The following is a 23661-nucleotide window of genomic DNA, read 5'->3' as shown; positions in this document are numbered from 1 at the left end:
TCACGTCCGCCGCTCGGCCGTCGCCAGGGCGGCGAGCTTGCGCAGGCTGTGGCGGAACACCGCCTTGGCCAGCGGGCGCACCAGCGGCCATCCGGCCCGCCCCAGCGCCCCGAACGGCGCCACCAGCTCCTCCGTCCAGATCACCCGGCTGCCGCTCCCGAGCGCGCGCACCCGGAACGCGCCCCGGCCGCGCACCAGCCGCCCGGTGTGCTCCATCACCACCAGCTCCGGCGGCTCCCACCGGGTGATCGTCATCGTGTCCAGGAACCCGACCGGCCGCACCCCGGTGTAGGCCTCGACGGCGTCCGGGGCCACCTGGCGGGTGTCGGTCAGGAACATCCACTCCCGCTGCCTGGCCCAGTCGGTGAGCAGCGCGAACACCTGCTCGGGCGGCGCCGCCACCTCGACGGCGGCGCCGACGTACACGGCTCTGCCCACGTCGCCTCCTGTCTCTCCCGCTCCCTCCTACCCCGCGCGCCCGGTGCTAGAGTCCGGTCCGGGATGGACGACCTGAGCGAGCATCTGCAGCCGGTCCCCGGGCAGCGGCTGCGCTTCGGCAGCGGCGCCGAGGGCATCGAACGGCTGGAGGCGACGCTCGTCGGCGAGGCGTTCGCCACCCACCGCCACGACACCTACGCCCTCGGCGTGACGCTGTCCGGCGTACAGACCTTCCGCTACCGGGGCGAGCGGCGGCACTGCCTGCCGGGCGAGTGGCACGTCCTGCATCCCGACGAGCCGCACGACGGCGCGGCCGGCACCGACGAGGGGTTCGGCTACCGCATCCTGTACGTGGATCCGTTCCTGGTGCGGGAGGCGCTGGGCGGCGGGCCGCTGCCGTTCGTGGCCGATCCGATCGTCGCGCCGTCCGGGATGGACCCGTCGCTGCTGACCTGCCTGCGCCGGATGGACGAGCCGCTGGGCGAGTTCGCGCGGCTGGAGGTCGCGGTGCTGGTGGCCGACGCGCTGCGCAGGCACGCCGGCGGCCCTGCTCAGGACGGGCCGGGGCCCCTGGCGGTGGCGGCGCTGGCACGGGTGCGCGAGCTGATCGCGGCCGATCCGGCCGCGCGGCTGACGGTGGCGGAGCTGGAACGGGCGTCGGGGCTCGACCGGTGGACGCTGGCCCGCCAGTTCCGCGCCGCCTTCGGCACCAGCCCGACCCGGTTCCGCACGATGCGCCGGCTCGACGTCGTACGGCGGGCGCTCCGGCACGGCACGCCGCTGGGCGAGGCGGCCCTGGAGGCGGGATTCGCGGACCAGGCCCACATGACGCGCATGTTCAAGCGCGCCTACGGCCTCACCCCGGGCCGCTGGCTGGCCGCGCTGCGCCCTTAGCGGCTCACAGGTCTTGGCGGTTCACAGGCCTCAGCGGTTCACAGGCCGCCGGCGACGTTCAGGACGGCGCCGGTCACGTACGACGCCTCGCCCGACAGCAGCCACGCCACCGCCGCCGCGATCTCCTCCGGCCGCCCGGGACGCCCCAGCGGGACGCGCTCGGCCACCCGCCACGCCCGTCCCGGCTCGCCCGCCCGCGCGTGGATCGAGGTGTCGATCGTGCCCGGCGACACGGCGTTGACCCGCACCTCCGGAGCGAGCTCCTTGGCCAGGCCGATCGTCATGGTCTCCACGGCGGCCTTGGTGGCGGCGTAGGCGACGTACTCGCCGGGCGACCCGGTACGGGCCGCGACCGACGAGATCGTGACGATGGCCCTCCCGCCCGCCGGCCGTCCCCGCCACCGCCGCGCCGCCTCCCTGCACAGGCGCAGCGGCGCGACGAGGTTGACCTCGACCACGCGCCGCAGGTCGTCGTCCGTCAGCTCGGTGAACGGGCCGAGCCGTCCGGTGACGCCCGCGTTGTTCACCAGCCCGGTCACCTCGCCCATCGCCTCCGCCGCGGCGAACAGCGGCCCGGGGTCGTCCCTGACGTCGTGGCGCAGGCCGCGGACCCGCGGCCCGAGCCGCCGCTCCAGCTCCCGCGCCTCCGCGTCGGAGCCGGAGTGCGTGAACAGCACGCTCGCGCCGTCCGCGCTCAGCCGCTCCACGATGCTGCCGCCGATCCCCCGCGAGCCCCCGGTGACGATGGTCACCATGCCCGTCCCCTCTCCGTCCTGGCCTCGATCGCGCGGATCACGGCCACCATGTCGAGCCCGCCGTGCCCCAGCCGCAGCGTCTCGGCGAACAGCGCGTGGCAGACGTCCAGCAGCGGCGCGGCCACCCCGCGCTCCCGTGCCGCCTCGGCGATGAGCCGGTTGTTCTTCAGCACGTCCGCGACGGCCGCCTGGGCGGCGTAGTCGCCCTCGACCAGCTTGCGCGCCTTGACCCGCGAGACGTCGCTGGCCATCGGCCCGGCGCCGAGCACCCGCGCGAACGTCTCCAGGTCCAGCCCGTGCCGGGCGGCGAAGTGGGCCGACTCGGCCAGCCCGCTCACCATCGTGATGAGGAACAGGTTCACCGCCAGCTTCATCAGCAGCGCGCCGGGGACCGGCCCGCACGGCACCGTCCCTGAGCACATCGGGGCCAGCAGCGGCCGTACCTCCTCCACGGCGCCCGGTTCGCCCGCCAGCATCGCCACGAGCCGGCCGGCCTCGGCGGGGCCGCGCGAGCCCGACACCGGGGCCTCCACGTACCGGCCGCCCGCCGCGAGCACGTCGCCGGCCAGCGCCGCGGAGTACGCGGGCGCGGTCGTCCCCATGTGCACCACGATCCGGCCGGACACGCGCGCCTCGAAGCTCGGGGTGCCGCGGCCCAGCACGGCGTCCACGGCGGCCTCGTCGGCCAGCATGAGCAGCACCACCCGCGCCCGCAGGAACAGCTCGTCCGGGTCCGCCGCCACCCGCGCCCCGGCCGCCCGCGGCGCCTCGGCGCGGGACGGGGTCCGGTTCCACACCACGAGCGGCGTGCCGGCCCTGGCCAGGTTGACCGCCATCGGCTGTCCCATGAGGCCCAGCCCGGCGAACCCCACCGTCATCCGCCCCACCTCCCTCTCCGACGGCATCCGTTGTAGCGGAGGGAGGGGGCGCGGGTCTTGAACGGTTGTGATCGGGCAGACCGGAATAGGAGCGGCGGGCAGGCCGTTGTCGTGGTTGCGGGCCCCGATCCGGTGGCCCGCCCGGACGAGACGCGCCGTACCCGGCCTGCAAAGACGACGCTCCCTAGGAAGGAGCCGTCATGGCCTGGTTGTTGGTCATCGCCGCCGGTCTGTTCGAGGTCGTCATGGCCTACTCGCTCAAGCTCACCAACGGGTTCTCCGCGCTCTGGCCGAGCGTCGCCTTCGGCGTGTCCGCGGTGCTGTCGTTCGGGCTGCTCGCGCTGGCGCTGAAGAACCTGGAGGTCGGCACCGCCTACGCGGTGTGGACCGGCATCGGCGCCGTCGGCACCGCCACGCTCGGCATGATCGCGCTCGGTGAGAACACGTCCCCGCTGAAGCTGATCTCGATCGGGCTCATCCTCCTCGGCGTCGTCGGCCTCAACCTGGCCGGCGGCGGCCACTGACAGAGCCACTGAGGGAGAGCGCCCCGCCCCTCGGGGCGGGGCGCTCTCCGGGTCAGCGGCGCGAGGCGTTCTTCTCCTTGCGCCGCTCGGCCACCCGTACCCCGATGAACACCAGCACGGCGAGCACGACGATCCCGATCACCACGTTGGTGCCGACCCCGACGTACGTCTCCACGAGGTGCCACTGCTCCCCGAGCAGGTAGCCGGCGTAGACGAAGATGACGTTCCAGATCAGGCTGCCCCCGGTGGTGAGGAGCAGGAACATGGGCAGCGGCATGCGCTCCACCCCCGCCGGGATGGAGATGAGGCTGCGGAAGACGGGGATCATCCGGCCGAAGAAGACCGTCTTGCGGCCGTGCCGCTGGAAGAACGCCTCGGTCTTCTCGATGTCGGACGTCTTCAGCAGCGGCATCCGCTCCACCAGGCGGATCACGCGGTCGCGCCCGAGCATCGCGCCCACCCAGTACAGCGCCAGCGCCCCGACGACGGAGCCGATGGTGGTCCACACGATCACGTCCAGCAGGTCCAGCTCCCCCTGGCTCGCGGTGAAGCCCGCCATGGGCAGGATCACCTCGCTGGGGAGGGGCGGGAAGAGGTTCTCCAACGCGATCGCGAGGCCCGCCCCAGGGGCCCCCAGCGTCTCCATCAGTCCGATGAGCCAGTCAGTCATGAGCCTCAAGGCTAGAGATGATCAGATAAGTTCGGAATGAAGCTGCTGCCCGGGTGCACCGGGGGTAAACCTCACCCCTCCGGCCTCACGGCCGTTCTCGGCGCGTGGCGGGCGACCAGTTCCGCGCCGATCCTGGCCAGCTCGGCGCGCACCTCCTCCGGCTCGACGACCTCCACCTGGGCGCCCCATCCGGCCAGCTGCTCGGCGATCGACAGGGCCATCGGGGCGGCGACCCGCACCCGGGCCCGGCCGTCCGGCTCGTGCCCGAGCACCTCGCAGTGGCGTCCGAAGTGGTCGCGCAGGATCCCGGCGTGCCGCCCGGCGACGAGCACCACCGCCGTCACGAGGGAGCGGCGGCGTTCGACCTCGCCGACGACGCGCTCCCATTCCGCCGCGAGGTCGAAGCCGTCCGGCCGCTCGGCGGGCAGCTCGGTGGTCTCGGCGGCGGTGACGCGGTCCACCCGGTACGTCCGCCGCCCCGCCCCGGTGCCCGCCACGAGGTACCACAGGCCGTCCTTGTCCACCAGTCCGAGGGGATCGACCAGCCGCTCGGCCGGCTCGCCGCCCTTGCGCGCGTAGGTGAGGCGCACCTTGCGCCCGGCGACGACCGCGTCCTGCAGCGTCCGTACGAGGGCGGGCGGCTCCCGTCCCGCCTCGCCCCAGCCGGCCGGGTCCGACACCACCGCCCGCGCGGCCGCCTCGGCGTCCGCGCGGAAGGTGGCCGGCAGCGCCCGTACGAGCTTGCGCAGGGCCGAGGTGAGCGCCGGCGCGGCGGGCGTGGCCGGTCCGAGGAGCAGGAACAGCGCCCGCGCCTCGGCGGCGGTGAGCCCGGTCAGGTCCGTACGCGCCCCGCCCACCAGCGACCAGCCGCCCCCGCGTCCCGGCTGCGGGTAGACGGGGATGCCCGCGGCCGACAGCGCCTCCAGGTCGCGGCGGGCGGTGGCGACGGAGATCTCCAGCTCCCCGGCCAGCTCCGAGGCGGTCAGGCGGCCGCGCCCCTGGAGCAGGAGGAGGGCGGCGACCAGGCGGTCTGCGCGCATGCGTTCATCCTGGCAGGAAAAGCGCTCAGGGGATGAGCGCTTTGGGCACGATGATGGACCCATGGAGATCTTCGAGGACGCCGCCGCCTGGCGGGACTGGCTGGAGCGGCACGCCGGCAGCGCGAGCGAGGTGTGGGTCGTGCTCGCCAAGAAGGGCACCGTCGAGCCGACCCGGCTGACGTACGAGGAGGCGCTGGAGGAGGCCCTGTGCCACGGCTGGATCGACGGGCTGACCCGCTCGCGGGACGCGGCGACGTACCTGCAGCGCTACACCCCGCGCCGGCCGCGCAGCGCCTGGTCGCGGTCGAACGTTGACCGGGTGGCGCGGCTGACGTCGGCCGGCCGGATGCGCCCGGCCGGGCTCGCGGCCGTCGAACGAGCGCGGGCCGACGGCCGCTGGCCCGCCTGACCCGCGTCCCTGCCCCTGTCAGGAGGTCACGCGGCAGAAGGTCACGCGTCAGGAGGTCACGTACACGACGTGGCCGGCGCTCGCCGGATCGTCCAGGAGGGAGAGCATGCAGTCGGCCGTGTCGGCGCGGACGGTGCTGTGGCCGCCCCTGACGCAGCGGTCCCAGGAGGTGCGGTAGCGGCCGGTCGGCGGGGCGTCGCGCAGCCGGCCGGGCCGGACCACGGTCCAGTCGAGGCCGGCGCGGCGCAGCAGCTCCTCCGAGGCCGCGAGGTCGGTGTAGGAGTGGCGGAGCAGCGGCTGCAGGATGAGCGGCTTGAGCACGTACCGGGTGAAGGGGCCGTCGCCCGCGTCGGCCACCATGCCGGCCGCGCCGACGGTCAGCACGCGCCGCACGCCGGCGCGGCGCATGGCCTCGGTGATGGCGGCGACGCTGCCGGAGTGGACGGTGGTGGGGCCGCGCTCGCGGCTGCCCATGGCGCTGAGCACGGCGTCGCGGCCCTCGACGCCGGGGGCGACGGCGGCGGGGTCCATCACGTCGGCCTCGACGACCTCGACGCGGTCGCGGAGCCCGGCGGGCAGCCGGGCGGCGTCGCGCACGACGGCGGTGACCGCGTGGCCCCGGTCGAGGCCCTGGCGGACCAGTTCGAGCCCGATGCCGCCGGTCGCTCCGAAGACTGCCAGCCTCATGGGCGTCCCCTTTCTCGGAGGGGTTAGTGAATGTTCACTCACCACCCTACCTCCGAGACCCCCCGCCCGCCCTGACGGCCCGATCTACGCGCCGGGCTCGGGCGCGTAGAAGGCGGTGACGGCGGTGACGTGGGCGGCGGCCTGCTCGGCCGGGATGCCGGCCGCCTGCTCCGCCTCGCCCCATGCCCGGGCCGAGGCGGTGATGACCTGCCGCCCCTCCGGCGTCAGGTGGAAGGTGTCCTCACCCACCTTCTCGCCGCCGGAGAGGTGCAGGGCCAGGCCGAGCAGCCCGAGGTCCCAGCCGACGCCGACCCCGCCGCAGCCGAACCCCTCCCACATCTCCGGCGGGACCTCGGCGACGTGCCGCAGCTCGAACAGGGTGGCGCCGCCCTCGGACGTCAGCTCGACCTCGACCTCCGACAGGCCCGGGGCGTCGCCCATCGCCCAGCTCACCTTGAACCGCCGGGGCGGCACGCACTCCAGGACCTCGCCGCCGGCGTTGCCCTCGAACTGGTATCTGCCGCCGAGTCTCAGCTCGCCGCTCACCGGCAGGAACCAGCGCTTGAGGCGGTCGGCGTCGGTGCAGGCGTCCCACACGTCCTCGATCTCGGCCTCGTAGCGGCGGCGGATGACCAGCTCCTTGCGCTCGCCGTTGAACAACTCCCGGTGCGCCCGGGTGATCTCGTCAACCATGTTCATCAGTAGTCTCCTTCTTCTCGGTGGCCGGTCTGCGTTCGCGCTTGCCGCGGGCCAGCTCGGTGGCCAGGGCGTCGAGGCGCTGGTCCCAGAACCCGCGGAAGCGCTCCAGCCAGAGGTCGACCTCCCGCAGCGGCCCGGCCTCGACGGCGTAGAGCCGCCGGGTGCCGGCGGCCCGCACACTGGCGAACCCGTTGTCGCGCAGCACCCGCAGGTGCTGTGAGACGGCCGGCTGGGAGATGCCGAACTCCTGCTGGATGACGGCGGTGACCTCTCCGGAGCTTCGCTCACCGCCGGCGAGGAGCTCCAGGATCCGGCGCCGGACCGGATCGCCGAGGACGTCGAATGCGTGCACGTCCCGAGTATTTCAGGTCGTGCTTATATAAGTCAAATCTGGGATAAGGGCGCGCGGGTCAGTCGTCCAGGCCGCGGGCGCTCAACGCCTCGCCCAGGGCGTCGGCGTGCCGCAGCGCGCCGACCACCAGCGGCACCGCGAAGGCCCGCAGGCTGCGCTCGACCCCGCGGGCCCGCTGCGCGTCGCGTACCCGGCCCGCCAGATCCGCCAGCACCGGCACCGTCCTGATCGTCAGCGACAGCAGCAGCGACAGCCGGAACGGGTCCAGCCCGACCAGCCGCGCCGGGGCCATCAGCCGCTCCAGCACGGCCATCATCTCCGAGGTGCGCGTGGTGACCGTCACCAGCCCGGCCAGCGCCACGGCGAGCACCACCCGCAGGGTCGTGACCGTCGCCCCCTCCACGCCGACGAACGCCCACTGCAGGGCGAACAGCGCCACCGCGAACCAGCGCACCGGCCGCACCTGCGCCCACGCCGCGGCCACGCCGACGCGGGACAGGGCGTACAGGGCCGCCGTGAGCGCCGCCGCGCCCCCCAGCGCGAGCGGCGAGCGCAGCAGCACCAGGGCCGTGCAGACGACGGCGAGCCCGGCCAGCTTGGCCCCGGCGGGCAGCCGGTGCAGCGGCGAGGCGCCGGGGACGTAGGCGCCGGCCCGGCCGTTCACGCCATGAGCTTCCGGTAGTGGCCGACGGCCTCCTCGGGGGCGCCGTCGGCGACCACGCGGCCCTCGTCGAGCACGAGCACGCGGTCGAAGCCGGCCAGCAGCGGCAGGTCGTGGGTGACCACCACCACCTGCTGCGGCAGCTCGCGCAGCAGGCCGGCCACCTGGCGCGAGTGGCGCAGGTCGAGCAGCGTGGTGGGCTCGTCCATGACGATCACCTGCGGCTCCAGCACCATCACCGAGCACAGCGCGAGAAGCTGTTTCTGCCCGCCGGACAGGTGATGGGCCGGATGGTCGGCGTGACCGGCCAGGCCGTAGCGGCCGAGGACCTCGGCGACCCGCCGGTCGGCCTCCTCGCGGGGCAGGCGGTGGCGGCGCAGCGAGAACGCGACGTCCTCGGCCACCGTCGGCATGACGATCTGGGCGTCGGGGTCGGTGAACAGGAAGCCGACGTCGCGCCTGATCTTCGCCGCGTGGCGGCGGGTGTCCAGGCCGAGCACGGTGACGGTGCCGGACGTCGGCAGCGCCAGGCCGTTGATCAGGCGCGCGAGCGTGCTCTTGCCGGAGCCGTTGGCCCCGACCACGCCGATCCGCCGCTCGCCGAGCGAGGCGGTGACGCCGCGCAGCACGTCCCGCTCGCCGAGCCGGACCCGTACGTCCGCGAACTCGATCACGTTCCCCCCACTTCACACCACCTCGAACAGGGCCGCCACGCCCATGCCGCCGCCGACGGCCGCCGCGGCCAGGCCCAGCGTGCCGGGCGGGGCGCCGTCGCGTACCAGCCGGGTGAACAGCCGGGTCACCACGACCGCGCCGGTCGCTCCCCAGGGGTGGCCGAGCGCCAGCGCGCCGCCGCCGGGACAGACGCGGCCGGCGTCGGCGCCGAGCGGGTCGAGCCCGAGGGCGTCGGTGACGGCCAGGACCTGGGCGGCGAACGCCTCCACGAGCTCCACGGCCGCCACCTCTTCCATGCCGGCCCCGGCGCGTGCCAGCACGCGCCGCACGGCGGGCACCGGACCCCAGCCGGGCAGCGCGGGGTCGCAGCCGGTCACGGCCCCGGCCACCAGCCGCAGCCCGGGCCGGCCGGCGCGCAGCCGTTCCGGCACCACGGCCACGGCCGCCGCGCCGTCGCTGATCGGGGAGGAGTTACCGGCCGTCACTGTACCGGCCGTCACGGATGTGGTGAACGCGGCCGGGAGGCGGGCCAGGGACGCCACGCGCAGCGGGCGCGGGCGCTGGTCGTCGTGCCGGCCGCCGACCGGGACGATCTCCTCGGTGAAGGCGCCCGCGTCGCGGGCGGCGAGGGCGGCGGCGTGGCTGCGGGCGGCGTAGGCGTCCTGGCGGGCGCGGGTGATGCCGCGGGCCGCGGCCAGCGCCTCGGCGGCGGGTCCCATGTCGGGGTCCGGGTGGCCGTCCGGCGCGAACGGCGCCCGCGCGTAGGGCTCGCTCTCCCCCTTGCGGGTACGCAGCGGCGCGGTCGAGGCGCTCTCGGCCCCGCCCGCGATCACCAGGTCCGCATCTCCCGCGCGTACGGCCTGCGCCGCCACCAGGATCGCGGCCAGCCCGCTGCCGCACTGCCGGTCCACGGTGAGGCCGGGCACCTCGTTCCCCAGCCCGGCGGCCAGTGCCGCGACCCTGGCGACGTTGCCGCCGGGGCCCATGCAGTTGCCGAGCACGACGTCGTCCACGGGCCGCCCGTCCAGGCGGGCGTCGCGGGCGACGGCGGCGACGACCGGGGCGGCCAGCAGCTCGACGGTGAGGTCCTTGTAGGCGTGTCCGGCCGTGCCGATGGGAGTGCGGCGGGCCGCCACGACGACGGGCGCGGCCGGATCGGTCACGCCGGCCGCGCTGACGCCGGAGCCGGTCACACCGGCCGCCCCGATGCCGGAGCCGGTCACGTCAGCCGCCTGATGCCGGGGTCGCCGCCGGCGAGCCGGGACGCGACCAGCGCGCGGGCCGGCTTGCCCGCGCCGGTGCGGGGCAGGCTGGGCACCGCGTACCAGCGGCGGGGCCGCTGCGCCGCGTCCAGCCCGCTCCGCGCCACCGCCTCCAGCAGCGCCCGCGACGGCGGCGCGCCGCCGTCGCCCTCGACGACCGCGGTCACCACCGAGCCCAGGGACGGGTGCGGCGAGCCGATCACCACGATGTCGCCCACGCCGGGCACCTTGCGCAGCACCTCCTCGACGTCCTCGGGCACGACGGTGGCCCCGCCGGTCTGGATCGCGCCGTCGCCGCGCCCGCGCAGCCGCAGCGGCTCCCCCGGCCGGTAGGGGTGGGCGACGTCGCCGACGGTCATCCAGCCGTCGCCGTCGCGGCGGAGCGGCCCGCTCGCGCCGCCCAGGTAGCCCTCGGCCAGCCAGGGCGAGCGCGCCCACACCTCCCCCAGCCCGCCCGCGCCGGGCCGGACCTCGATCTCGGTCCCGGGGAACGGGCGCAGCCCCGTCCCGTCGGCGTCGGCGGCGACGAACGACAGCTCGCTCGCCCCGTAGTAGGCCACCACCCGGATCCCGGCCCGCCCGGCGGCGGCACGTACGCCGGGGGCGAGCGCGGCCCCGCCCGCCACGGCGGCGCGCACCGATCCGGAGGCGGCGAGCACGGCGGGCAGCAGGTGCGGCACCACATGCACGACCGTGGCCCGGTCCAGGTGCGCGGCCAGGCCCTCGGGGCCGCGGCCGACCGGCCGGCGGCCGGGGACGAGCGCGGTCGCGCCGGTGGCCAGGGCGTGCACGGCGGCGAAGGCGTACAGGGAGGACCACAGCGGTCCCGGCACCAGCACCACGTCGTCGGCGCTCATCCCGGCCAGGTCCGCCAGGTGCGGGAACGACCCCGTCCAGGAGGCGCGGGTGCGGACGATCGCGCGGGGGCGGCCGGTGCTGCCGGAGGTGAAGCAGGCCCAGGCGAGGTCACCGGGGGCGGGATGGGGGACGATCGCGGGGCCGGGCGCGGCCGGCAGCGGCTCGTCGACCAGCAGGTCCGGGGGCGCGGCGGCGAGCATGCGCGCCCAGCGCCGCCGGTCCCAGGCCGGGTCGCCGACGAGCGGGGTGGCCCCGGCGAGGTCGGCCGCCAGCACGGCGGTCAGCAGCGCGACCGGGTCGGCGAGCCCGATCGCGACGAGCGAGCCGGGACGTATGCCTTGACCGCGCAGCCGCCGCGCGGCGCCTTGGACGTCGCCGGCCAGCCCGGCGTAGGTGAGCTCGCGGCGCGGCCCGCGCAGCGCGACGGCGCCGGGGCGGGCGGCGGCGTGCCGCAGGACGTGTGCTGCTACCGGCATGAGCCGCTCAACGCCCCCAGCCGGTCCGGAACCGTTCGCGGTGCACGGCGGGCACCGCGTCCGGATAGGCCCGCTGGACGCCCCGCGCCACGACCGCGGCCAGCACCGCCTTGATGACGTCGCCGGGCAGGAAGGCGGCGCTGAGCGCCGCGGTCGTCGGCAGCGACGCGCCGGTGACCAGCGCCTGCACCGGGATGCCGAACAGGTAGATCACGCCGATGCCGCCGACCAGGCAGGCCACGACGAGCTGGAGCAGGCTCGGGCTGCGACCGGCCCGCTCGGTGAGCCAGCCGGTCACGGCCGCGCCGGGCAGCCAGCCGATGAGGAACCCGGCCGAGGGCCCGATGAACGCGCCCAGCCCGCCGCGCCCGCCCGCCAGCAGCGGCAGCCCGGCCGCCACCAGCACCAGCAGCACGGCGACGGCCAGCGCGCCCCGCCGCGCGCCGAGGATCACCCCGGCCAGCATCACGCCCAGGGTCTGGAGGGTGATCGGGACCAGGTTTCCGAAGACGTTGACCGAACCCGCGAGCCCGAGCACGGCGATGAGCGCGGCGAACACCGCCACCCTCGCCAGGTCTCCGGTGGGGAACCGTCGCCACTTGCCTGCATTCTTCATGGAGTCGATCTCACACCAGAACGGCATGCTTCGGTCATGGAGGGTTCCCACAACAATCCGGCCGTTCATCTGCGATCGAACGATACCCTCCGGCGGCCGGTGGACAGGGTGAAGGGTCCTCGCATTCTGGCGACGAGCACGGCCCAGGCCGCGTCAGCTCACCGGAGGTCTTTGTAGAAGAAGCTGCAGGCGGCCGGCGTGCCGTCCGGGGAGGCGGCGTAGCCGGGGACGATGCCGTAGCGGGTCCAGCCGCCGGTGAGGTAGACGTGCTCGGCGGTGCTGCCGGTCTCGGTGTCGAGCATCAGCAGGTGGACGCCGTCGGCGAGCGCGGCCCGCTCGGCGGCGGCGAGCAGCGCGCGGGACAGGCCGCGGCCCCGGGCGTCGCGGTGGACCATCAGCTTCACGATCTCGCCACGGTAGTGGGAGTTGGGCTTGGTGGCCAGGGCGAGGCCGATCGTGCCGGCGACGCCGGAGGCGTCACGGGCGACCCAGACCCGGAACGTGCCCGCGGCCACGGCCGGGGCCTGGGCCCGCCACCAGGCGGCGGCCTCCTCCAGGCTGAACGGGGACAGGAAGCCGACGGACGCGCCGTCGTCCACGGCGTCGGCGAGCAAAACGGCCAGATCCTTGATCGCGGCGTCGAACTCCTCGGCCGGCAGCAGGTCGATGGCGTACATACGCGGGGTCCTTCCAGCGGGCGCCAGTGGGGGTCAGGGCAGGACGATGAGGATGACGTAGCGGGCCGGGCCGGGGCCCGGGCAGCGGAAACGGGAGGCGCCCCACAGCAGGAAGCGCAGGCAGTCGCCGGCGTGGAGGGCGTGCGTGCGCCCGTTCGCGGTGATCTCGACCGTGCCCTCCAGCACCCAGATGTGCTGCTCCAACCCGGGGACGGGCGGCACGTCGTACGCGATGTCCGCGCCGGGCCGCAGCGTGCCCTCCACGACCTCGCCGCGCAGCCCCGGGTGCGGCGGCGAGACCGACCGGCGGACGAAGCCGGACTCCTCGTCGCGCCACACCCGCTGCTCCGCCGCGCGCACCAGCAGCGGCGGCTCCGTCTCGACCTCGGCCAGCAGCCGTGACAAGGTCCGCTCGTAGACGGCGCAGAGCTTGTTGAGCAGGGCGGCGGTGGGGCTGATCTCCGCGCGTTCGAGCCGGGACAGGGTGGAACGGCTGACGCCGGCGCGGGCGGCCAGCTCGTCGAGCGACCAGCCGCGCTCGACGCGCAGCTCCGCCAGCCGGCCCGCGAGCCGGGCGTCCAGCTCCTCCGCGCTTCTCATATACGGGAGCTTATCCCATATCCGGGACAAGCGGTCGAAGAGGCTATCCGGCGTTGAGCAGCGGGACGAGCTGCTCCTCCTCGTAGTCGAGGTGCGCCTCCAGCTCCGCCGTCAGCCGCTCCACCTCGGCCAGCAACGCGTCCGGGGCGACGTCGTCGGCCGCGAGCAGCGTACGCAGCTCCTCCAGCAGCCGCGCCACGACCTCGTGCTCGGCCCGCAGCCGCTCCAGCGCCGGCCCCAGCTCCGGATGGCGTCCCTCCATCGCGGGGAACATGAAGCCGTCCTCGCGCGAGTGGTGCACGTGCAGCCCCTGGCAGAGGGTCAGGCAGTTGACCTTGAGCTGGGCCGCCACGCGCGGGCCCGAGGCGGCGACCTCGGCGCGGATGAGGGCCAGCTCCCGCCGGAAGGCGTCGTGCACGCGCTTGAGCCCGTCGCCCATGGGGCCGGCGGGCGGGCCGGGATCGGCGGCGACGAGCGCGACCACCGGCAGGGCGCGCCCGGACTTGGTCTCGTAGTCGGCCCAGCCCGGGCTCTGCTCGACGGCGCGGGCGAACAGCCGGTCGCGCTCCTCGCCCGTGAGCACGACCGCCTCGGCCTGATAGGTGAACGTGCCGTCCTCGACGGTGACGCGCGGGTCGGCGCGCAGGTTGTGGTACCAGGCCGGGTGGCGGGGCGAGCCGCCGGCCGAGGCGATGACGAGGACGCGGTCGCCGTCGGGCAGGCACGCGACCGGTACGGTGTGCGGCGCGCCGCTACGGGCGCCGGTGGTGGTCAGCAGGAGCAGCCTGGCGCCCTCGAAGGGGCCGCCGACCCGGCCGCCGTTGGCGCGGAACTCGTCGATGATCTGCTGGTTGAAGTCCATGGGCATGCGTGTTCGTCACTCCGTGCGTGGGTGTGTGAAAAGTCGGCGGGCATGGGAGAACCCGCACGGCATGCCGTCAGAGCGAACGGGACGGGCCGACTACACCGTCCGTGGCATGGGGTGACGCGCGGGGATCCGGTGGTCAGGCACGACCGAACGTGTGAGTGTTCACGGCGTCATCCCCTTTGATCGGGCGCCTCCATGCCGCCGCCGTACACCCCGGCCGGCGTCACGCGACGCGACGGCCATTACACGCGCCCTCCGTGGATCTTGTCAAGCGCGCCCGGGGACGTTACCCGAGGCGAGCGGCGGGAAGGGACATTCGATTCCGGGCGAATCCCACGGAAGGGACGGTCATATGAGCATGCCGCCGTTAGGGACGCATGTCTGGTTCGGCGACGACGACAGCACCTTCTCCATGGACCTGCGCGTGACCGTCGTCGGCCGGACCCCGGCCGACCTGCGCGCCCGCGCGCTCGACGAGGCCCGCCTCTTCTACGGCGCGCGGGCCGAGCACGCGGGCGTCACCGTTCTCAGCGCCGACGTGGAGAAGGCGGACGACGGCTACCGCGCGACCGTGGTGTTCCGCCAGGTGACCGGCTGAGCCGGGGAGCCCGGTCACGGGGCGTCCGTCAGCCGGGTCTCGTAGGCCCAGGACGCGATGCCCACCCGGTTGCGTACGCCCAGCTTCGCCTGGATGGCGGAGATGTGGCCCTTCACGGTGCTGAGGGAGATGAAGAGCTCGGCGGCGATCTCCGGGTTCGTACGCCCCCGGGCGACCGCGCGGGCCACCTCCACCTCGCGCTCCGACAGCGGCGACGCCGGACGCCCGGTGCCTGACGCCTGACCGGCGGCCGTGACCTGGCGGAGCAGGCGCAGGGTGAGCGACGGGGAGATCAGGGCGTCTCCCGCTCTGGCCGCCCTTACCGCCTCGACCAGCAGGGCCGGGCCGGCGTCCTTGAGCACGAAGCCGACGGCCCCGCCGCGGAGCGCGCCGTGGACGTACTCGTCGAGGCCGAACGTCGTGACGACGACCACCCGCAGCGGGGACGGGACGCCCGGACCGGCGAGCGCGCGGGTCACCTCGATGCCGTTCGCGCCGGGCATCTGGACGTCGACCAGGCACACGTCCGGGCGCAGCCGCCGGGCCAGCGCGATGGCCTCGTCGCCGTCCGCGGCCTCGGCGACGACGCGGATGTCGGGCTGGTCCTCCAGGATGACCCGCAGGCTGGCGCGGACGAGCGCCTGGTCGTCGGCGAGCAGGACGCTGATGCTCATCGCGGCTCCGATCCGGTGGGCGGGGGCAGCGGGAGGGCGGCGCGCACGGACCAGCCCGGCGCGCCGGGGCGCGGGCCGGCGTGCAGGGTGCCGCCGAGTGCCGTCACGCGTTCGCGCATGCCGAGCAGGCCGTAGCCGGCGGCGCGCCGGCGGCGGGCGGGGGTGGGCGGGGCGTCGTCGGTGATCTCGACGGTGAGCGTGCCGGGCTCGCGGGCGACGGTGACGTGGACCGCGCGGGCGGCGCGGGCGTGGCGGGAGACGTTCGTCAGGGCTTCGCGGACGACGCGGTAGACGGTGGCGGTGACCTCCGGCGGCCAGGTGGCCCCGTCCTCGTCGTGCTCGGGCAGGCGCAGGTGGACGGGCGGGCCGTCGAAGCGGGCGGCGAGGCCGGCGAGGCTCTCCGGGGGCGGCGCGGGCGGGGCCGCGTCGCGGAGCAGGCCGACGAGCCGGCGCATGGCGGCGAGGGCGTCGGCGCCGGCGGTCTCGATGCCGGTCAGGGCGCTTTCGACGCGTTCCGGCCGGCGGCGGGCCAGCACCTGGGCGGCCTGCGACTGCAGGACGATGCCGGTGACGTGGTGCGCGACGACGTCGTGCAGCTCGCGGGCGAGCTGGAGGCGTTCATGGCGGCGTACGGCCTCGGCCATGGCCTCGCGGCGGGCGGCCAGCGCACGCGCGCCGAGCCCGGCCGCCAGCCCGGCGAGCCACGCCCCGGCGTTCAGCGTGGTCACGGGCGGGATCCCGGTGGCGGCGCTCAGGCCGGTCGCGGCGACCACGGCCAGCCCGCCCAGGGCGACGGCGCAGGCGGCACGGGGCGCGAGGGTCCGTACCGCCGAGGCGGTGAGCACGGCCAGCGCCAGCGCCGCGGCCGGCCCCGGCTCTGCGGGCAGCCCGGCGAGGCGGGACACCAGCGCGGCCGACAGCGCCACGAGCTGTCCCGCGACCGCCGCGAGCACCCTCCCCCGTCGCCGCGCCAGCGCGATCGCGGACACGACCGCCCCCGCCACGCACCCGAACGGCCAGTAGCCGGGCCCCCAGGAGGTCGCCACGCTGTACGCCCAGAACGCCAGCAGGGCGGCGAGGATCACGCCGAGCCCGAGGTTCGCCGCGGCGGCGGCGCTCACGGCGAAGGCTCGGCCGCCGGACGCCCGGTCGCGCGCGGCCGGCTGGTCCCGGTCAGTCACGCCGCTCAGGTTAGAAGCCGGGCCCTTCCCGCCGTACCGGCCGAAAGTATGACTCGCGCCGCCCGCGAACCCTGCTTCCGGCCCGTACCGCCACTCCCTCGCGGTCCCGAGGATGTGGGGCCATGTCACAAGAACATCTGACACGGGATGCGCGCCCCAGGATCGTCGCGCTCGACGTGATCCGCGGTCTCGCGCTGTGCGGGATCCTGGTGGCCAACGTCCAGCCCATCGCGCACGCCGGCGACGCCCTGTCCGTGCGGACCGGCGGAGGGGAGGCCGGCGACGCCTGGCTGGGGCTGCTGGTACACCAGCGGTTCTTCCCGATCTTCTCGTTCCTGTTCGGCGTGGGTTTCTCCCTGCTGCTGGAGTCGGCCGGGCGGCGGGTGGGACGGCCGCGGCTGCTCCTGCTGCGCCGGCTCCTGGCGCTGCTCGCGCTGGGGCTGGCTCACATGTTCCTGCTGTGGTACGGCGACATCCTGACCGTGTACGCGGTCGTCGGCCTGGTGGTGCTGCTGCCCTCCTCCTGGTTGCCGCGCTGGGCGGTGGCCGGACTGTCGGGCGTGGTCGTCGTGGCCGCGCTCGCGACGGGGGCGGGGACGTTCGGGCTGGTGCCGGGGCTGTTCCTGCTGGGCTCGGCGCTCACCAGGTACGGCGTGATCGCGCGCATCGAGGACTCCACCCGCGTGCCGGCCCTCCTGTGCCTGGCCTTCTCCGCCGCGGCCGCGCCCCTGGCCTGGCTGCAGAACGGCACGGGCGACTCGCGGGCCATGGGGGCCGCCGGGCTGCTGACCGCGGGCGCGTACGTCTGCGCCGTGCTCGTGCTGCTGCGCACCCCGCTGCGGCCGTTCCTGCAGGCGGTGTTCGCCCCGCTCGGGCGGATGGCGCTGACCAACTACCTGGCGGCCACCGTGCTGGTCCTGCTGGCCGCCCGCCTGGTGGGCGGTTCGCCGGACGGCTGGTCCACGGCGACGGTGCTGTCGATCGCGGGCGGCGTCCTCGTTCTGCAGGGGGTCTGGTCGGCGTTGTGGCTGCGGTGGTTCCGGCAGGGGCCGCTGGAGTGGGCGTGGCGGTGGGCGACCTGGGCCCGCCGGCCGCCCTTCAGGCGAGGGAGTCGATCCAGCGCTCCAGCCGGCGTCCTTCCGCCCGCATGAGAGCGGGGTCGCGGAAGGTGTTGGTGAGCAGCGAGACCCCCTGGTACGCGGCCAGCAGGGCGACCGCGAACTCGCGCGCGTCGTCCCGCCCCAGGGCGGCGAACTGCCGTTCCATCCAGTCGAGCAGCGCCCCATGACGGCGGCGATGGCCCGGTCGAGGCCGTCGTCGCGTTTGTCCGGCTCGGAGGCGAGGGTGCCGAGCCGGCTGCCGCTGCTGCGGTGGCCGCGCTCGATGCCGCTCGGCGGCGAGCCCGCGGACGTGGTGGCGAGGATGGAGGCGTTCGGGCGGTGGGCGGCCGGCAGCCCCGAAGATCGGCTTCCGGCCCCCGGGATCGATGTGGACGCCGGAGACGGTCACATGGTGCGCCGAGACTATGGCCTCGCTCGAGGTGCGCGAGCACGACGAGGTGGCCGGGCACCACACCCCGGAGGACCGTCCGCTGGTCATCGCGGCGGACGTGTCGTCCTGGTCACGAACCTTGACCCGCTGACAGCCCGCCCCCTCTACGATCGGAAGGCTCGCTCACTGGCTCAAGGAGAACCAACGATGGTCCAGGACGTCGCCGTCCACGCTCTGATCAGCGCCTTCGCGGGCGAGAACGTCGAGGCCAGGTTCACCGGCCCGACGACCGTCAGCCTCAGCCTGCCGGAGATCGGCGACATCCCTGCCGACGTGACGACCTACACCGAGCACGCGGGCCTCCTGCCGCCGTCCGAGATCCCCGGGTTCGCCGCCGAGTTCGCCCGCGGATTCGTCCAGGGCGTGCGCCGCCACCACAGCCGGGCCCAGGCCGTCGCCGCGGCGTCCGCGGTCGACATCGAACGGCTGCTGGCCGAGGACTCCCTGCGGATCCGCCTCTACACCGAGCAGGCGCTGGCCGACCCGCCCGGTCTGCAGGCGGCCCTGGCGACCCGCCCGCTCGCACCGGGCCTGGTCGAGACGGTGGTCATGGACCTGCCCGACTCCATCGTCCCGCTCAACCGCTCCGACCTCGGCCACCGCACCGAGAACGAGGTGTTCGGCGCGGCGCTGCGCGCCTCCATCCACCGGGAGCCGCACTACGTCGAGACCCACCAGCTCTGGGGTGTGCCGATCATGCACATTGGGCAGACCCACCGCTACATCGGCGCCCACGCGCATGTGCTCAACCGGCATCTGCGGCACGAGGGGCTGGGCGCCCTGGTGTCGTTCCCCGTCCCTGAGTACGTGCTGGTGCACGCCATCGGCGACGTGCACCTGGTCGCGGCGATGGAGACGATGCAGTCGCTCAGCCGTACGCATGTCGAGCAGGGCGAGCACGCGCTCACCCCGCAGGTCTACTGGTGGCGGCCCGGCGCGCACGAGGACCTGCCCGAGGAGCAGGCGCTCGGCAGCGGGCTCGTCCCCGACCTGCGTCCCGTCGAGATCGAGGTGGACCACGAGGAGAAGAGCGTCACGCCGCGCACCGCCGCGGCCGAGGAGCTGCTCACCCTGTGGACCCACGACGTCTAGCCGGTTCGCGGTCCTTCACGCGCCGCGCAGCGCCCGGTCGGCCTCCGCGACGAGGGCGCTCGTCCGGTACGGCTGCCAGGCCGTCCGCAGCGCGCGCAGCTCGCCGCGGACGCGGGCGGAGGCCACCAGCCGGATGTCCTCGCTCAGCCCGAGCACGGTCACCGCGGCCCGCTCGACGTCCCCGGCGCGCAGGAACGCGTGCGCCGCGCGCAGCCCGATGAGGGTGCGGGTGCGCCGCTCGACCGGGCGGCGGGCGTCCATGGAGGCCGCGAAGTGGCGGGCGGCCCCCGCGTGGTCGCCGAGCCTGGTCAGGGTCAGCCCGATCTGGTGCTCCAGCGACTCGCGCCGGTAGTTGCCGGTCCACTCCGACTCGGGGCCGGAGTCGGCGCGTTCGAGCTGCGTCTCCGTACGGTGCAGCAGGCTCAGCGCGTCGTGGCGGGTGCCGGCGGCGGCGTGCGCCTCGGCGCGCATGCCGGTGACCCATGCCTGCGTACGCGGCGGGCCGTGGCTGCCGAGCGCGGAGGCGGCCGCCTCGGCCAGGGCCAGCGCCTCCTCGTCGTGGCCCAGCTCGGCGGCCTGCACGGCCATGCTCCGCAGGGCGGTCGCGCGTGACACGACGTCGCCGGCCTCGTCGGCGAGCCGGACGGCGCTGATGTAGTAGCGCTGGGCCAGGGCGTTCGCGCCCGCGTCCATCGCCATGTACGCGGCCAGATAGCTCAGCTCGGCGGCCGCCCCGAACAGGTCAGGGCGGCGGCGGCCGGTCGTGCCGTGCAGCAGCGGCGTGACCTCCCGCGCCAGGTAGGCGGCCACGGCGGCGCGGGCGTGGCCGCCGCCGTACTGGTCGTCGAGGTCGGCGAAGCCCGCGGTCGCGGCGCGGATCCTGGTGACGTCGGCCGCGCCCGCCCGAGCCCGCCCGCCGGACGTGATCCGCGCGGCCACTCCGGCCGCGACCCTCGCGGCCGCCGGGACGCGCGTCCCCGCCGCCAGGCCCGAGAGCGCGGCCAGCGTGTACGTGCCCGCCGTGAGCACCGCGCGCCGGTTCAGCAGGTCGTCCTCCCCCAGCGTGGCCAGGCGGGCCACCGGGTCGCCGTGCCAGGGGTCTTCGGGCTGCCCGGCGCCGGGGTCCGGCCAGTCGAGGTGCGCCGCGGTGAGCTCGGGACGGCCCAGCCTCCGCCGGAACGCCTCCAGCACCGCGGCCACCCCCTCCGGGCGCGGGACGGTGCCGGTCAGCCAGTGCCCGACGGCCGAGCGGTCGTAGTGCAGGGGGTCGCCGTTCGCGGCGGCGGCCGCGTTGACGTGGCGGGCGAGGGCGGCGTGGGTCCAGGCGGCCTGCTCGATCAGCGCGGCCAGGGCCCGGTTGGCGACGGGGTGGGTGCGGCGGGGCGGCATCGCAGCTTCACATCGCTTCACATCCTGGTGCCCTCGACTCTGCGCTCAACGCAGAGCACCGTCAATAGTGCGGAACGTGACACAGCGTTCCGAAGGACGATTTATGGCGGGGGCGGCGACATGTGCGGAGAGCCGGAGAAACGATCGTCCCGTCACACCGGCGCGGTCGTCGACAGAGACCGGGACCCCGGCGTGGTACGGGACAGGCGTCCGGACGAGGACCCCTGGACGGCGCGGTGGGACACGGAGGCCGCGCGGGAGGTCCTGGCCGGCCGGCCGCTGGTCGTCGTCGACCGGTGCACCAGCGCGCTGCGCACCGGCTACACCGGCCCGTCCGCAGTCGCGGCGCTGCGGCCCGCGCTCGCCATCGGCTGCTACGCGGCCTGGGACCCCGCCCTGGCGGACCTGGTCGTCGCCGCCGAGGACCGCACCCGCGTCCGCTCCGTGGCCGAGCGCCACGGCTGGCCGCGCCGGGTGCGCCACGAGGCCGCCAGGCACCTGCTCAAGCTGGACCGCCCGCCGGTCGTCGTCACCGGCGGCGCGGACGTCCGGCTCGGCGAGCTGGCCGGTCCCGGCAGCACGCCCGCCTCGATCGATCCCGGGGTACGGGCCACGCTGGAGTCCAAGCCGCTCCTCGACGACCTCCTGCGCGCCGCCGGGGTGCCGGTCGTGTCGCGGGTCCGCAGCGTGCACGTGGATCGGCTGCCGTCGCCGGCCGAGCTGCGGCGCGCGGTCGGGGCCGAGCGGGTGGTGGTGCAGGCCGGCGGGCCCGGCGGGAGCGGCACGGTGATCGTGTCCGGGGAGGGCGACATGGGCCGCGCGGCGCGGCTGCTCGGGCCGTACCGGGTGGCCGCGTACGTGGACGGCTGGCCGGTCGCGATCACCGTGCTCAGCGTCCCGGACGGCAGGGGCGGCGTCCGTGTGTACGCCGACCGGCCCGCGCACCTGACGACCGCCGTCGCCGAGCCGTCCACCGGCCCCGTGAGCGCCGCCGGGGCAGACTGGTCGCGACCCTGGCCCGCGCCCGCCGCCGCGCTGCTCATCGAGTGCGCGGAACGGGTGGCGCTCTGGGCCTGGCGCAGGTACGGGGCCGCCGGGATGTTCGGCGTGGACGCGCTCCTCACGCCGGACGAGCGGATCTACCTGACCGCGCTGCGGTGGCGGCGGCAGCGGCGCGACGAGGTGGAGGCGGTCAGCCAGCAGGCGATGGGGCTGCCGCCGTTCGTGCTGGGGCAGCTCGCGGTGATGCTCGGCCGGCCGGTGGGCTGGCTCGGCGACGCGGCGGAGTTCAACCAGCTCACGCTGCTGCGCGCCACCCAGCCTGGCGGGCCGTTCGCGGTGCGGCTGCGGCTGGCCGAGGGCCCGCCCGCGCGGATGGCGGGCGGGCAGGGCTCCGGCGTCTACCGGCTCGACCGGGACGGGCGGGCGCGCTGGGTGCGGCGCGCCGCGCATCCGTCGCAGGCCCGTTGCGACGACGGCGAGTTTCTGCTGGCCGACCTGCCGGCGCCCGACATCGCCTGCCACGCCGGGGCCGATCTGGGCACGCTGGAGGGGGTGACCGGGGGCGGGACGCGGCCGTTCCACGGGCCGGCGAGCGTGTCGCCGTTCACCCGGGCGATCCTGTCGGCCGTGAGCGACCTCCTCGTGCCCTGGTCGCGGCCGTAGCGGCGCGGCCCTCAGGGCAGGGCGGCCAGCACCCGCTGCCGCAGCAGCGCGTACTGCTCACGGCAGCGCCGGGGACCCTCCGGTGGCCGCTGCTGAACGGTGCCACCGGAGACGACCTCATCGGGGCCGAACTGATCGGCGGTGAGATCGGTCTCGGTGCCGTCGGGCAGCCGGTTCCAGTAGTGGTAGGAGGTCCGGGCCCCGTCGACGTGGACCTCGCCGAGGATGAGGTCGCCTCCGAGCAGGTCCTGCACCACCAGCGCCGTCGTCCCGCACTGGCCCCTCGCCGGGTTGTCCGGCCGCCACTCGTCGAGGCTCGCGGGATCGCAGGTGTCCGGCCCCCAGGCGGCGCGCAGCAGCGGCCGCAGCTCATCCACGTTCAGCACCCCGGAAGTGTCGCAGGCGGGTACGACAATTCCGTTGAGGGTCGGATGAGGTTGAGGAGCAGAGTGATGCCACGTACCTGGTTGACCGATCGGTTCGGGCTGGACGTGCCGCTGGTGGGGGCGCCGATGGCGGGGGTCAGCGACGGGAGGCTGGCGGCGGCCGTGTCCGCGGCGGGCGCGCTGGGCATGTTCGGGGTGCCGGCGAACGCGCCGGGCTCGTGGGTGGCCGAGCAGGCCGCCGTCGCCGCCGGGAGCGGGCGGCCGTACGGGGTCGGACTGATGGCGTGGGCGCTGCCGGACAGTCCGGGGCAGCTCGAGGCGGTGCTCGCCGCCCGTCCCGCGCTCGTCTCCGTCAGCTACGGCGATTTCCGCCCGTACGTGGAGCCGCTGCGCGCCGCGGGCATCACCGTCGCCGCCCAGGCGGGCACCACGGAGGAGGCGCTGGCCGCCGAGCGCGCCGGTGTGGACGTCGTCGTGGCGCGCGGCGGCGAGGGCGGCGGGCACGGGCGCGACGAGGTGGCGACGCTGCCGTTGCTGCAGAGCGTCCTGGACGCGGTGAAGGTCCCGGTGCTCGCGGCGGGCGGCATCGCGACGGCGCGCGGCCTGGCCGCCGTGCTGGCGGCGGGCGCCGAGGGCGGGTGGGCGGGGACGGCGTTCCTCGGCTGCGCCGAGACGACCCTCGCCGGGCCTGCGCGGGCGCGGGTGCTGGCCGCCGGCGAGACCGGCACCGCCTACGGGCGCGTCTTCGACGTGGCCCAGCGCCTGGCCTGGCCGCCCGAGTACGGAGGGCGCGCCCTGCGCAACACCTTCTTCGACCGGTGGCACGGCAAGGAGGAGGAGCTGAGCGAGGACGAGGAGGCACGGGCCGAACTGACCGCCGCGCGGCGGGACGGCGACTACGACGCCGCTTACGTGTACGCCGGGCAGGCGGTCGGCATGGTGCGGCGCGAGCGGCCGGCCGCCGAGGTGGTGGCCGGGTTCGCGACGGTGGACGAACTGCTGTCCCGCTTCAACCGGCACTGACGCCTCCGGGCCCGACCTCTCCCGGCGTTATCCCGGGGCCTGACGCCTCCGGGCCCGGCGTCC

General features: G+C 75.5%; 29 protein-coding genes and 1 riboswitch. Of the genes, 8 read left to right on the top strand and 21 right to left on the bottom strand.

The genetic code is table 11. The features are described from left to right. Positions 1–438, bottom strand: a complete 438-nt coding sequence (locus SMD20_RS07805; protein ID WP_329576923.1) for an SRPBCC family protein — start codon at positions 436–438, stop codon at positions 1–3. Positions 439–501: 63 nt separating this feature from the next. On the opposite strand from SMD20_RS07805, the gene SMD20_RS07800 reads away from it, so the two are divergent. Beyond that, positions 502–1332 carry a helix-turn-helix domain-containing protein gene (locus SMD20_RS07800; protein WP_329576920.1) on the top strand — a complete coding sequence of 277 codons (831 nt, stop codon included), beginning with the start codon at positions 502–504 and terminating at the stop codon, positions 1330–1332. A gap of 38 nt (positions 1333–1370) precedes the next feature. Here the strand turns inward: SMD20_RS07800 and SMD20_RS07795 are convergent, their stop codons facing one another. Further along, the gene (locus SMD20_RS07795) at positions 1371–2087 is read right to left on the bottom strand and encodes an SDR family NAD(P)-dependent oxidoreductase (protein ID WP_329576918.1); all 717 of its coding nucleotides are present in this window, start codon (positions 2085–2087) and stop codon (positions 1371–1373) included. Continuing rightward, positions 2081–2992, bottom strand: a complete 912-nt coding sequence (locus SMD20_RS07790; protein ID WP_329576915.1) for an NAD(P)-dependent oxidoreductase — start codon at positions 2990–2992, stop codon at positions 2081–2083. The genes SMD20_RS07795 and SMD20_RS07790 overlap by 7 nt, the downstream gene beginning before the upstream one ends. 89 nt (positions 2993–3081) lie before the next feature. After that, positions 3082–3149, top strand: a riboswitch (guanidine-III (ykkC-III) riboswitch). 16 nt (positions 3150–3165) lie between these two features. Between SMD20_RS07790 and SMD20_RS07785 the strand changes: the two genes are divergently transcribed. Further along, positions 3166–3489, top strand: a complete 324-nt coding sequence (locus SMD20_RS07785) for a DMT family transporter (RefSeq protein WP_329576912.1) — start codon at positions 3166–3168, stop codon at positions 3487–3489. A gap of 52 nt (positions 3490–3541) precedes the next feature. Here the strand turns inward: SMD20_RS07785 and SMD20_RS07780 are convergent, their stop codons facing one another. Both SMD20_RS07780 and SMD20_RS07775 read right to left on the bottom strand, forming a co-directional pair. Then, positions 3542–4159, bottom strand: coding sequence for a DedA family protein (locus SMD20_RS07780; protein WP_329576909.1), 618 nt, complete (start codon positions 4157–4159; stop codon positions 3542–3544). 71 nt (positions 4160–4230) lie between these two features. Continuing rightward, complete coding sequence (locus SMD20_RS07775; protein WP_329576906.1) at positions 4231–5199, bottom strand: helix-turn-helix transcriptional regulator; 969 nt, start codon at positions 5197–5199, stop codon at positions 4231–4233. A gap of 61 nt (positions 5200–5260) precedes the next feature. On the opposite strand from SMD20_RS07775, the gene SMD20_RS07770 reads away from it, so the two are divergent. After that, a complete protein-coding gene (locus tag SMD20_RS07770; protein WP_329576903.1) occupies positions 5261–5608 on the top strand; it encodes a YdeI/OmpD-associated family protein in 348 nt (115 codons plus the stop codon). 48 nt (positions 5609–5656) lie between these two features. Here the strand turns inward: SMD20_RS07770 and SMD20_RS07765 are convergent, their stop codons facing one another. The 11 genes from SMD20_RS07765 to SMD20_RS07715 form a co-directional block, all read right to left on the bottom strand. Further along, a complete protein-coding gene (locus tag SMD20_RS07765; protein WP_329576900.1) occupies positions 5657–6295 on the bottom strand; it encodes an NAD(P)-dependent oxidoreductase in 639 nt (212 codons plus the stop codon). An 84-nt stretch (positions 6296–6379) separates the two neighbouring features. Further along, positions 6380–6994 carry an SRPBCC family protein gene (locus SMD20_RS07760; RefSeq protein ID WP_329576898.1) on the bottom strand — a complete coding sequence of 205 codons (615 nt, stop codon included), beginning with the start codon at positions 6992–6994 and terminating at the stop codon, positions 6380–6382. Next, positions 6981–7346 carry an ArsR/SmtB family transcription factor gene (locus SMD20_RS07755; protein ID WP_329576895.1) on the bottom strand — a complete coding sequence of 122 codons (366 nt, stop codon included), beginning with the start codon at positions 7344–7346 and terminating at the stop codon, positions 6981–6983. Before SMD20_RS07755 ends, SMD20_RS07760 begins: the two co-directional genes overlap by 14 nt. Before the next feature lie 58 nt (positions 7347–7404). Beyond that, positions 7405–8010: an energy-coupling factor transporter transmembrane component T family protein gene (locus SMD20_RS07750; RefSeq protein WP_329576892.1), complete on the bottom strand. Its 606-nt coding sequence runs from the start codon at positions 8008–8010 to the stop codon at positions 7405–7407. Beyond that, complete coding sequence (locus SMD20_RS07745; protein ID WP_329576891.1) at positions 8007–8681, bottom strand: energy-coupling factor ABC transporter ATP-binding protein; 675 nt, start codon at positions 8679–8681, stop codon at positions 8007–8009. Before SMD20_RS07745 ends, SMD20_RS07750 begins: the two co-directional genes overlap by 4 nt. Before the next feature lie 12 nt (positions 8682–8693). Beyond that, positions 8694–9905, bottom strand: a complete 1212-nt coding sequence (locus SMD20_RS07740; RefSeq protein WP_329576888.1) for a thiolase family protein — start codon at positions 9903–9905, stop codon at positions 8694–8696. Continuing rightward, positions 9902–11278 (bottom strand): AMP-binding protein, encoded by a 1377-nt coding sequence (locus tag SMD20_RS07735; protein ID WP_329576885.1) that lies wholly within the window; start codon positions 11276–11278, stop codon positions 9902–9904. The genes SMD20_RS07740 and SMD20_RS07735 overlap by 4 nt, the downstream gene beginning before the upstream one ends. A gap of 7 nt (positions 11279–11285) precedes the next feature. Further along, positions 11286–11894: a biotin transporter BioY gene (locus tag SMD20_RS07730; RefSeq protein WP_329576882.1), complete on the bottom strand. Its 609-nt coding sequence runs from the start codon at positions 11892–11894 to the stop codon at positions 11286–11288. A 158-nt stretch (positions 11895–12052) separates the two neighbouring features. After that, positions 12053–12571: a GNAT family N-acetyltransferase gene (locus tag SMD20_RS07725; RefSeq protein WP_329576879.1), complete on the bottom strand. Its 519-nt coding sequence runs from the start codon at positions 12569–12571 to the stop codon at positions 12053–12055. 33 nt (positions 12572–12604) lie between these two features. Then, on the bottom strand, positions 12605–13171 hold the full coding sequence (locus SMD20_RS07720) for a helix-turn-helix domain-containing protein (protein ID WP_329576876.1): 567 nt from the start codon (positions 13169–13171) through the stop codon (positions 12605–12607). A 43-nt stretch (positions 13172–13214) separates the two neighbouring features. Continuing rightward, positions 13215–14039, bottom strand: coding sequence for a nitroreductase/quinone reductase family protein (locus SMD20_RS07715; RefSeq protein ID WP_329576873.1), 825 nt, complete (start codon positions 14037–14039; stop codon positions 13215–13217). Positions 14040–14391: 352 nt separating this feature from the next. Between SMD20_RS07715 and SMD20_RS07710 the strand changes: the two genes are divergently transcribed. After that, complete coding sequence (locus SMD20_RS07710; protein ID WP_329576870.1) at positions 14392–14637, top strand: hypothetical protein; 246 nt, start codon at positions 14392–14394, stop codon at positions 14635–14637. Positions 14638–14651: 14 nt separating this feature from the next. Here SMD20_RS07710 and SMD20_RS07705 read toward each other — a convergent pair whose 3' ends face one another. Both SMD20_RS07705 and SMD20_RS07700 read right to left on the bottom strand, forming a co-directional pair. Further along, positions 14652–15311, bottom strand: a complete 660-nt coding sequence (locus SMD20_RS07705; RefSeq protein ID WP_329576868.1) for a response regulator transcription factor — start codon at positions 15309–15311, stop codon at positions 14652–14654. After that, the gene (locus SMD20_RS07700; RefSeq protein ID WP_329576864.1) at positions 15308–16492 is read right to left on the bottom strand and encodes a sensor histidine kinase; all 1185 of its coding nucleotides are present in this window, start codon (positions 16490–16492) and stop codon (positions 15308–15310) included. The genes SMD20_RS07705 and SMD20_RS07700 overlap by 4 nt, the downstream gene beginning before the upstream one ends. Positions 16493–16614: 122 nt before the next feature. Between SMD20_RS07700 and SMD20_RS07695 the strand changes: the two genes are divergently transcribed. Then, positions 16615–17643, top strand: coding sequence for a DUF418 domain-containing protein (locus tag SMD20_RS07695; protein WP_329576862.1), 1029 nt, complete (start codon positions 16615–16617; stop codon positions 17641–17643). On the opposite strand, the gene SMD20_RS07690 is transcribed toward SMD20_RS07695, so the two are convergent. Beyond that, entirely contained in the window at positions 17591–17758 is a 168-nt protein-coding gene (locus tag SMD20_RS07690) for a hypothetical protein (RefSeq protein WP_329576860.1), read from the bottom strand. The genes SMD20_RS07695 and SMD20_RS07690 overlap by 53 nt on opposite strands. A gap of 432 nt (positions 17759–18190) precedes the next feature. Between SMD20_RS07690 and SMD20_RS07685 the strand changes: the two genes are divergently transcribed. After that, positions 18191–19135 (top strand): hypothetical protein, encoded by a 945-nt coding sequence (locus tag SMD20_RS07685; RefSeq protein ID WP_329576857.1) that lies wholly within the window; start codon positions 18191–18193, stop codon positions 19133–19135. 15 nt (positions 19136–19150) lie between these two features. Here SMD20_RS07685 and SMD20_RS07680 read toward each other — a convergent pair whose 3' ends face one another. Next, positions 19151–20524, bottom strand: coding sequence for a hypothetical protein (locus tag SMD20_RS07680; protein WP_329576855.1), 1374 nt, complete (start codon positions 20522–20524; stop codon positions 19151–19153). 192 nt (positions 20525–20716) lie between these two features. On the opposite strand from SMD20_RS07680, the gene SMD20_RS07675 reads away from it, so the two are divergent. After that, positions 20717–22189: a hypothetical protein gene (locus SMD20_RS07675; RefSeq protein WP_329576853.1), complete on the top strand. Its 1473-nt coding sequence runs from the start codon at positions 20717–20719 to the stop codon at positions 22187–22189. 11 nt (positions 22190–22200) lie between these two features. On the opposite strand, the gene SMD20_RS07670 is transcribed toward SMD20_RS07675, so the two are convergent. Continuing rightward, positions 22201–22575, bottom strand: coding sequence for a YunG family protein (locus tag SMD20_RS07670; RefSeq protein ID WP_329576851.1), 375 nt, complete (start codon positions 22573–22575; stop codon positions 22201–22203). 66 nt (positions 22576–22641) lie between these two features. On the opposite strand from SMD20_RS07670, the gene SMD20_RS07665 reads away from it, so the two are divergent. Then, positions 22642–23598, top strand: a complete 957-nt coding sequence (locus SMD20_RS07665; RefSeq protein WP_329576848.1) for an NAD(P)H-dependent flavin oxidoreductase — start codon at positions 22642–22644, stop codon at positions 23596–23598. Positions 23599–23661: the final 63 nt, after the last annotated feature.

Source organism: Nonomuraea sp. LP-02 (assembly GCF_036289125.1).
Classification (GTDB): Bacteria; Actinomycetota; Actinomycetes; order Streptosporangiales; family Streptosporangiaceae; genus Nonomuraea; species Nonomuraea bangladeshensis.
This window is presented reverse-complemented; position numbering and strand designations above follow the sequence as displayed.

Excerpts from the sequence above, each read along its gene's own strand:
- SMD20_RS07800 (WP_329576920.1), top strand. The coding sequence starts at position 502 with ATGGACGACCTGAGCGAGCATCTGCAGCCGGTCCCCGGGCAGCGGCTG.
- SMD20_RS07795 (WP_329576918.1), bottom strand. The coding sequence starts at position 2,087 with ATGGTGACCATCGTCACCGGGGGCTCGCGGGGGATCGGCGGCAGCATC.
- SMD20_RS07790 (WP_329576915.1), bottom strand. The coding sequence starts at position 2,992 with ATGCCGTCGGAGAGGGAGGTGGGGCGGATGACGGTGGGGTTCGCCGGG.
- SMD20_RS07785 (WP_329576912.1), top strand. The coding sequence starts at position 3,166 with ATGGCCTGGTTGTTGGTCATCGCCGCCGGTCTGTTCGAGGTCGTCATG.
- SMD20_RS07780 (WP_329576909.1), bottom strand. The coding sequence starts at position 4,159 with ATGACTGACTGGCTCATCGGACTGATGGAGACGCTGGGGGCCCCTGGG.
- SMD20_RS07775 (WP_329576906.1), bottom strand. The coding sequence starts at position 5,199 with ATGCGCGCAGACCGCCTGGTCGCCGCCCTCCTCCTGCTCCAGGGGCGC.
- SMD20_RS07770 (WP_329576903.1), top strand. The coding sequence starts at position 5,261 with ATGGAGATCTTCGAGGACGCCGCCGCCTGGCGGGACTGGCTGGAGCGG.
- SMD20_RS07765 (WP_329576900.1), bottom strand. The coding sequence starts at position 6,295 with ATGAGGCTGGCAGTCTTCGGAGCGACCGGCGGCATCGGGCTCGAACTG.
- SMD20_RS07760 (WP_329576898.1), bottom strand. The coding sequence starts at position 6,994 with ATGAACATGGTTGACGAGATCACCCGGGCGCACCGGGAGTTGTTCAAC.
- SMD20_RS07735 (WP_329576885.1), bottom strand. The coding sequence starts at position 11,278 with ATGCCGGTAGCAGCACACGTCCTGCGGCACGCCGCCGCCCGCCCCGGC.
- SMD20_RS07730 (WP_329576882.1), bottom strand. The coding sequence starts at position 11,894 with ATGAAGAATGCAGGCAAGTGGCGACGGTTCCCCACCGGAGACCTGGCG.
- SMD20_RS07725 (WP_329576879.1), bottom strand. The coding sequence starts at position 12,571 with ATGTACGCCATCGACCTGCTGCCGGCCGAGGAGTTCGACGCCGCGATC.
- SMD20_RS07720 (WP_329576876.1), bottom strand. The coding sequence starts at position 13,171 with ATGAGAAGCGCGGAGGAGCTGGACGCCCGGCTCGCGGGCCGGCTGGCG.
- SMD20_RS07715 (WP_329576873.1), bottom strand. The coding sequence starts at position 14,039 with ATGCCCATGGACTTCAACCAGCAGATCATCGACGAGTTCCGCGCCAAC.
- SMD20_RS07710 (WP_329576870.1), top strand. The coding sequence starts at position 14,392 with ATGAGCATGCCGCCGTTAGGGACGCATGTCTGGTTCGGCGACGACGAC.
- SMD20_RS07705 (WP_329576868.1), bottom strand. The coding sequence starts at position 15,311 with ATGAGCATCAGCGTCCTGCTCGCCGACGACCAGGCGCTCGTCCGCGCC.
- SMD20_RS07695 (WP_329576862.1), top strand. The coding sequence starts at position 16,615 with ATGTCACAAGAACATCTGACACGGGATGCGCGCCCCAGGATCGTCGCG.
- SMD20_RS07690 (WP_329576860.1), bottom strand. The coding sequence starts at position 17,758 with ATGGAACGGCAGTTCGCCGCCCTGGGGCGGGACGACGCGCGCGAGTTC.
- SMD20_RS07685 (WP_329576857.1), top strand. The coding sequence starts at position 18,191 with ATGGTCCAGGACGTCGCCGTCCACGCTCTGATCAGCGCCTTCGCGGGC.
- SMD20_RS07680 (WP_329576855.1), bottom strand. The coding sequence starts at position 20,524 with ATGCCGCCCCGCCGCACCCACCCCGTCGCCAACCGGGCCCTGGCCGCG.
- SMD20_RS07665 (WP_329576848.1), top strand. The coding sequence starts at position 22,642 with ATGCCACGTACCTGGTTGACCGATCGGTTCGGGCTGGACGTGCCGCTG.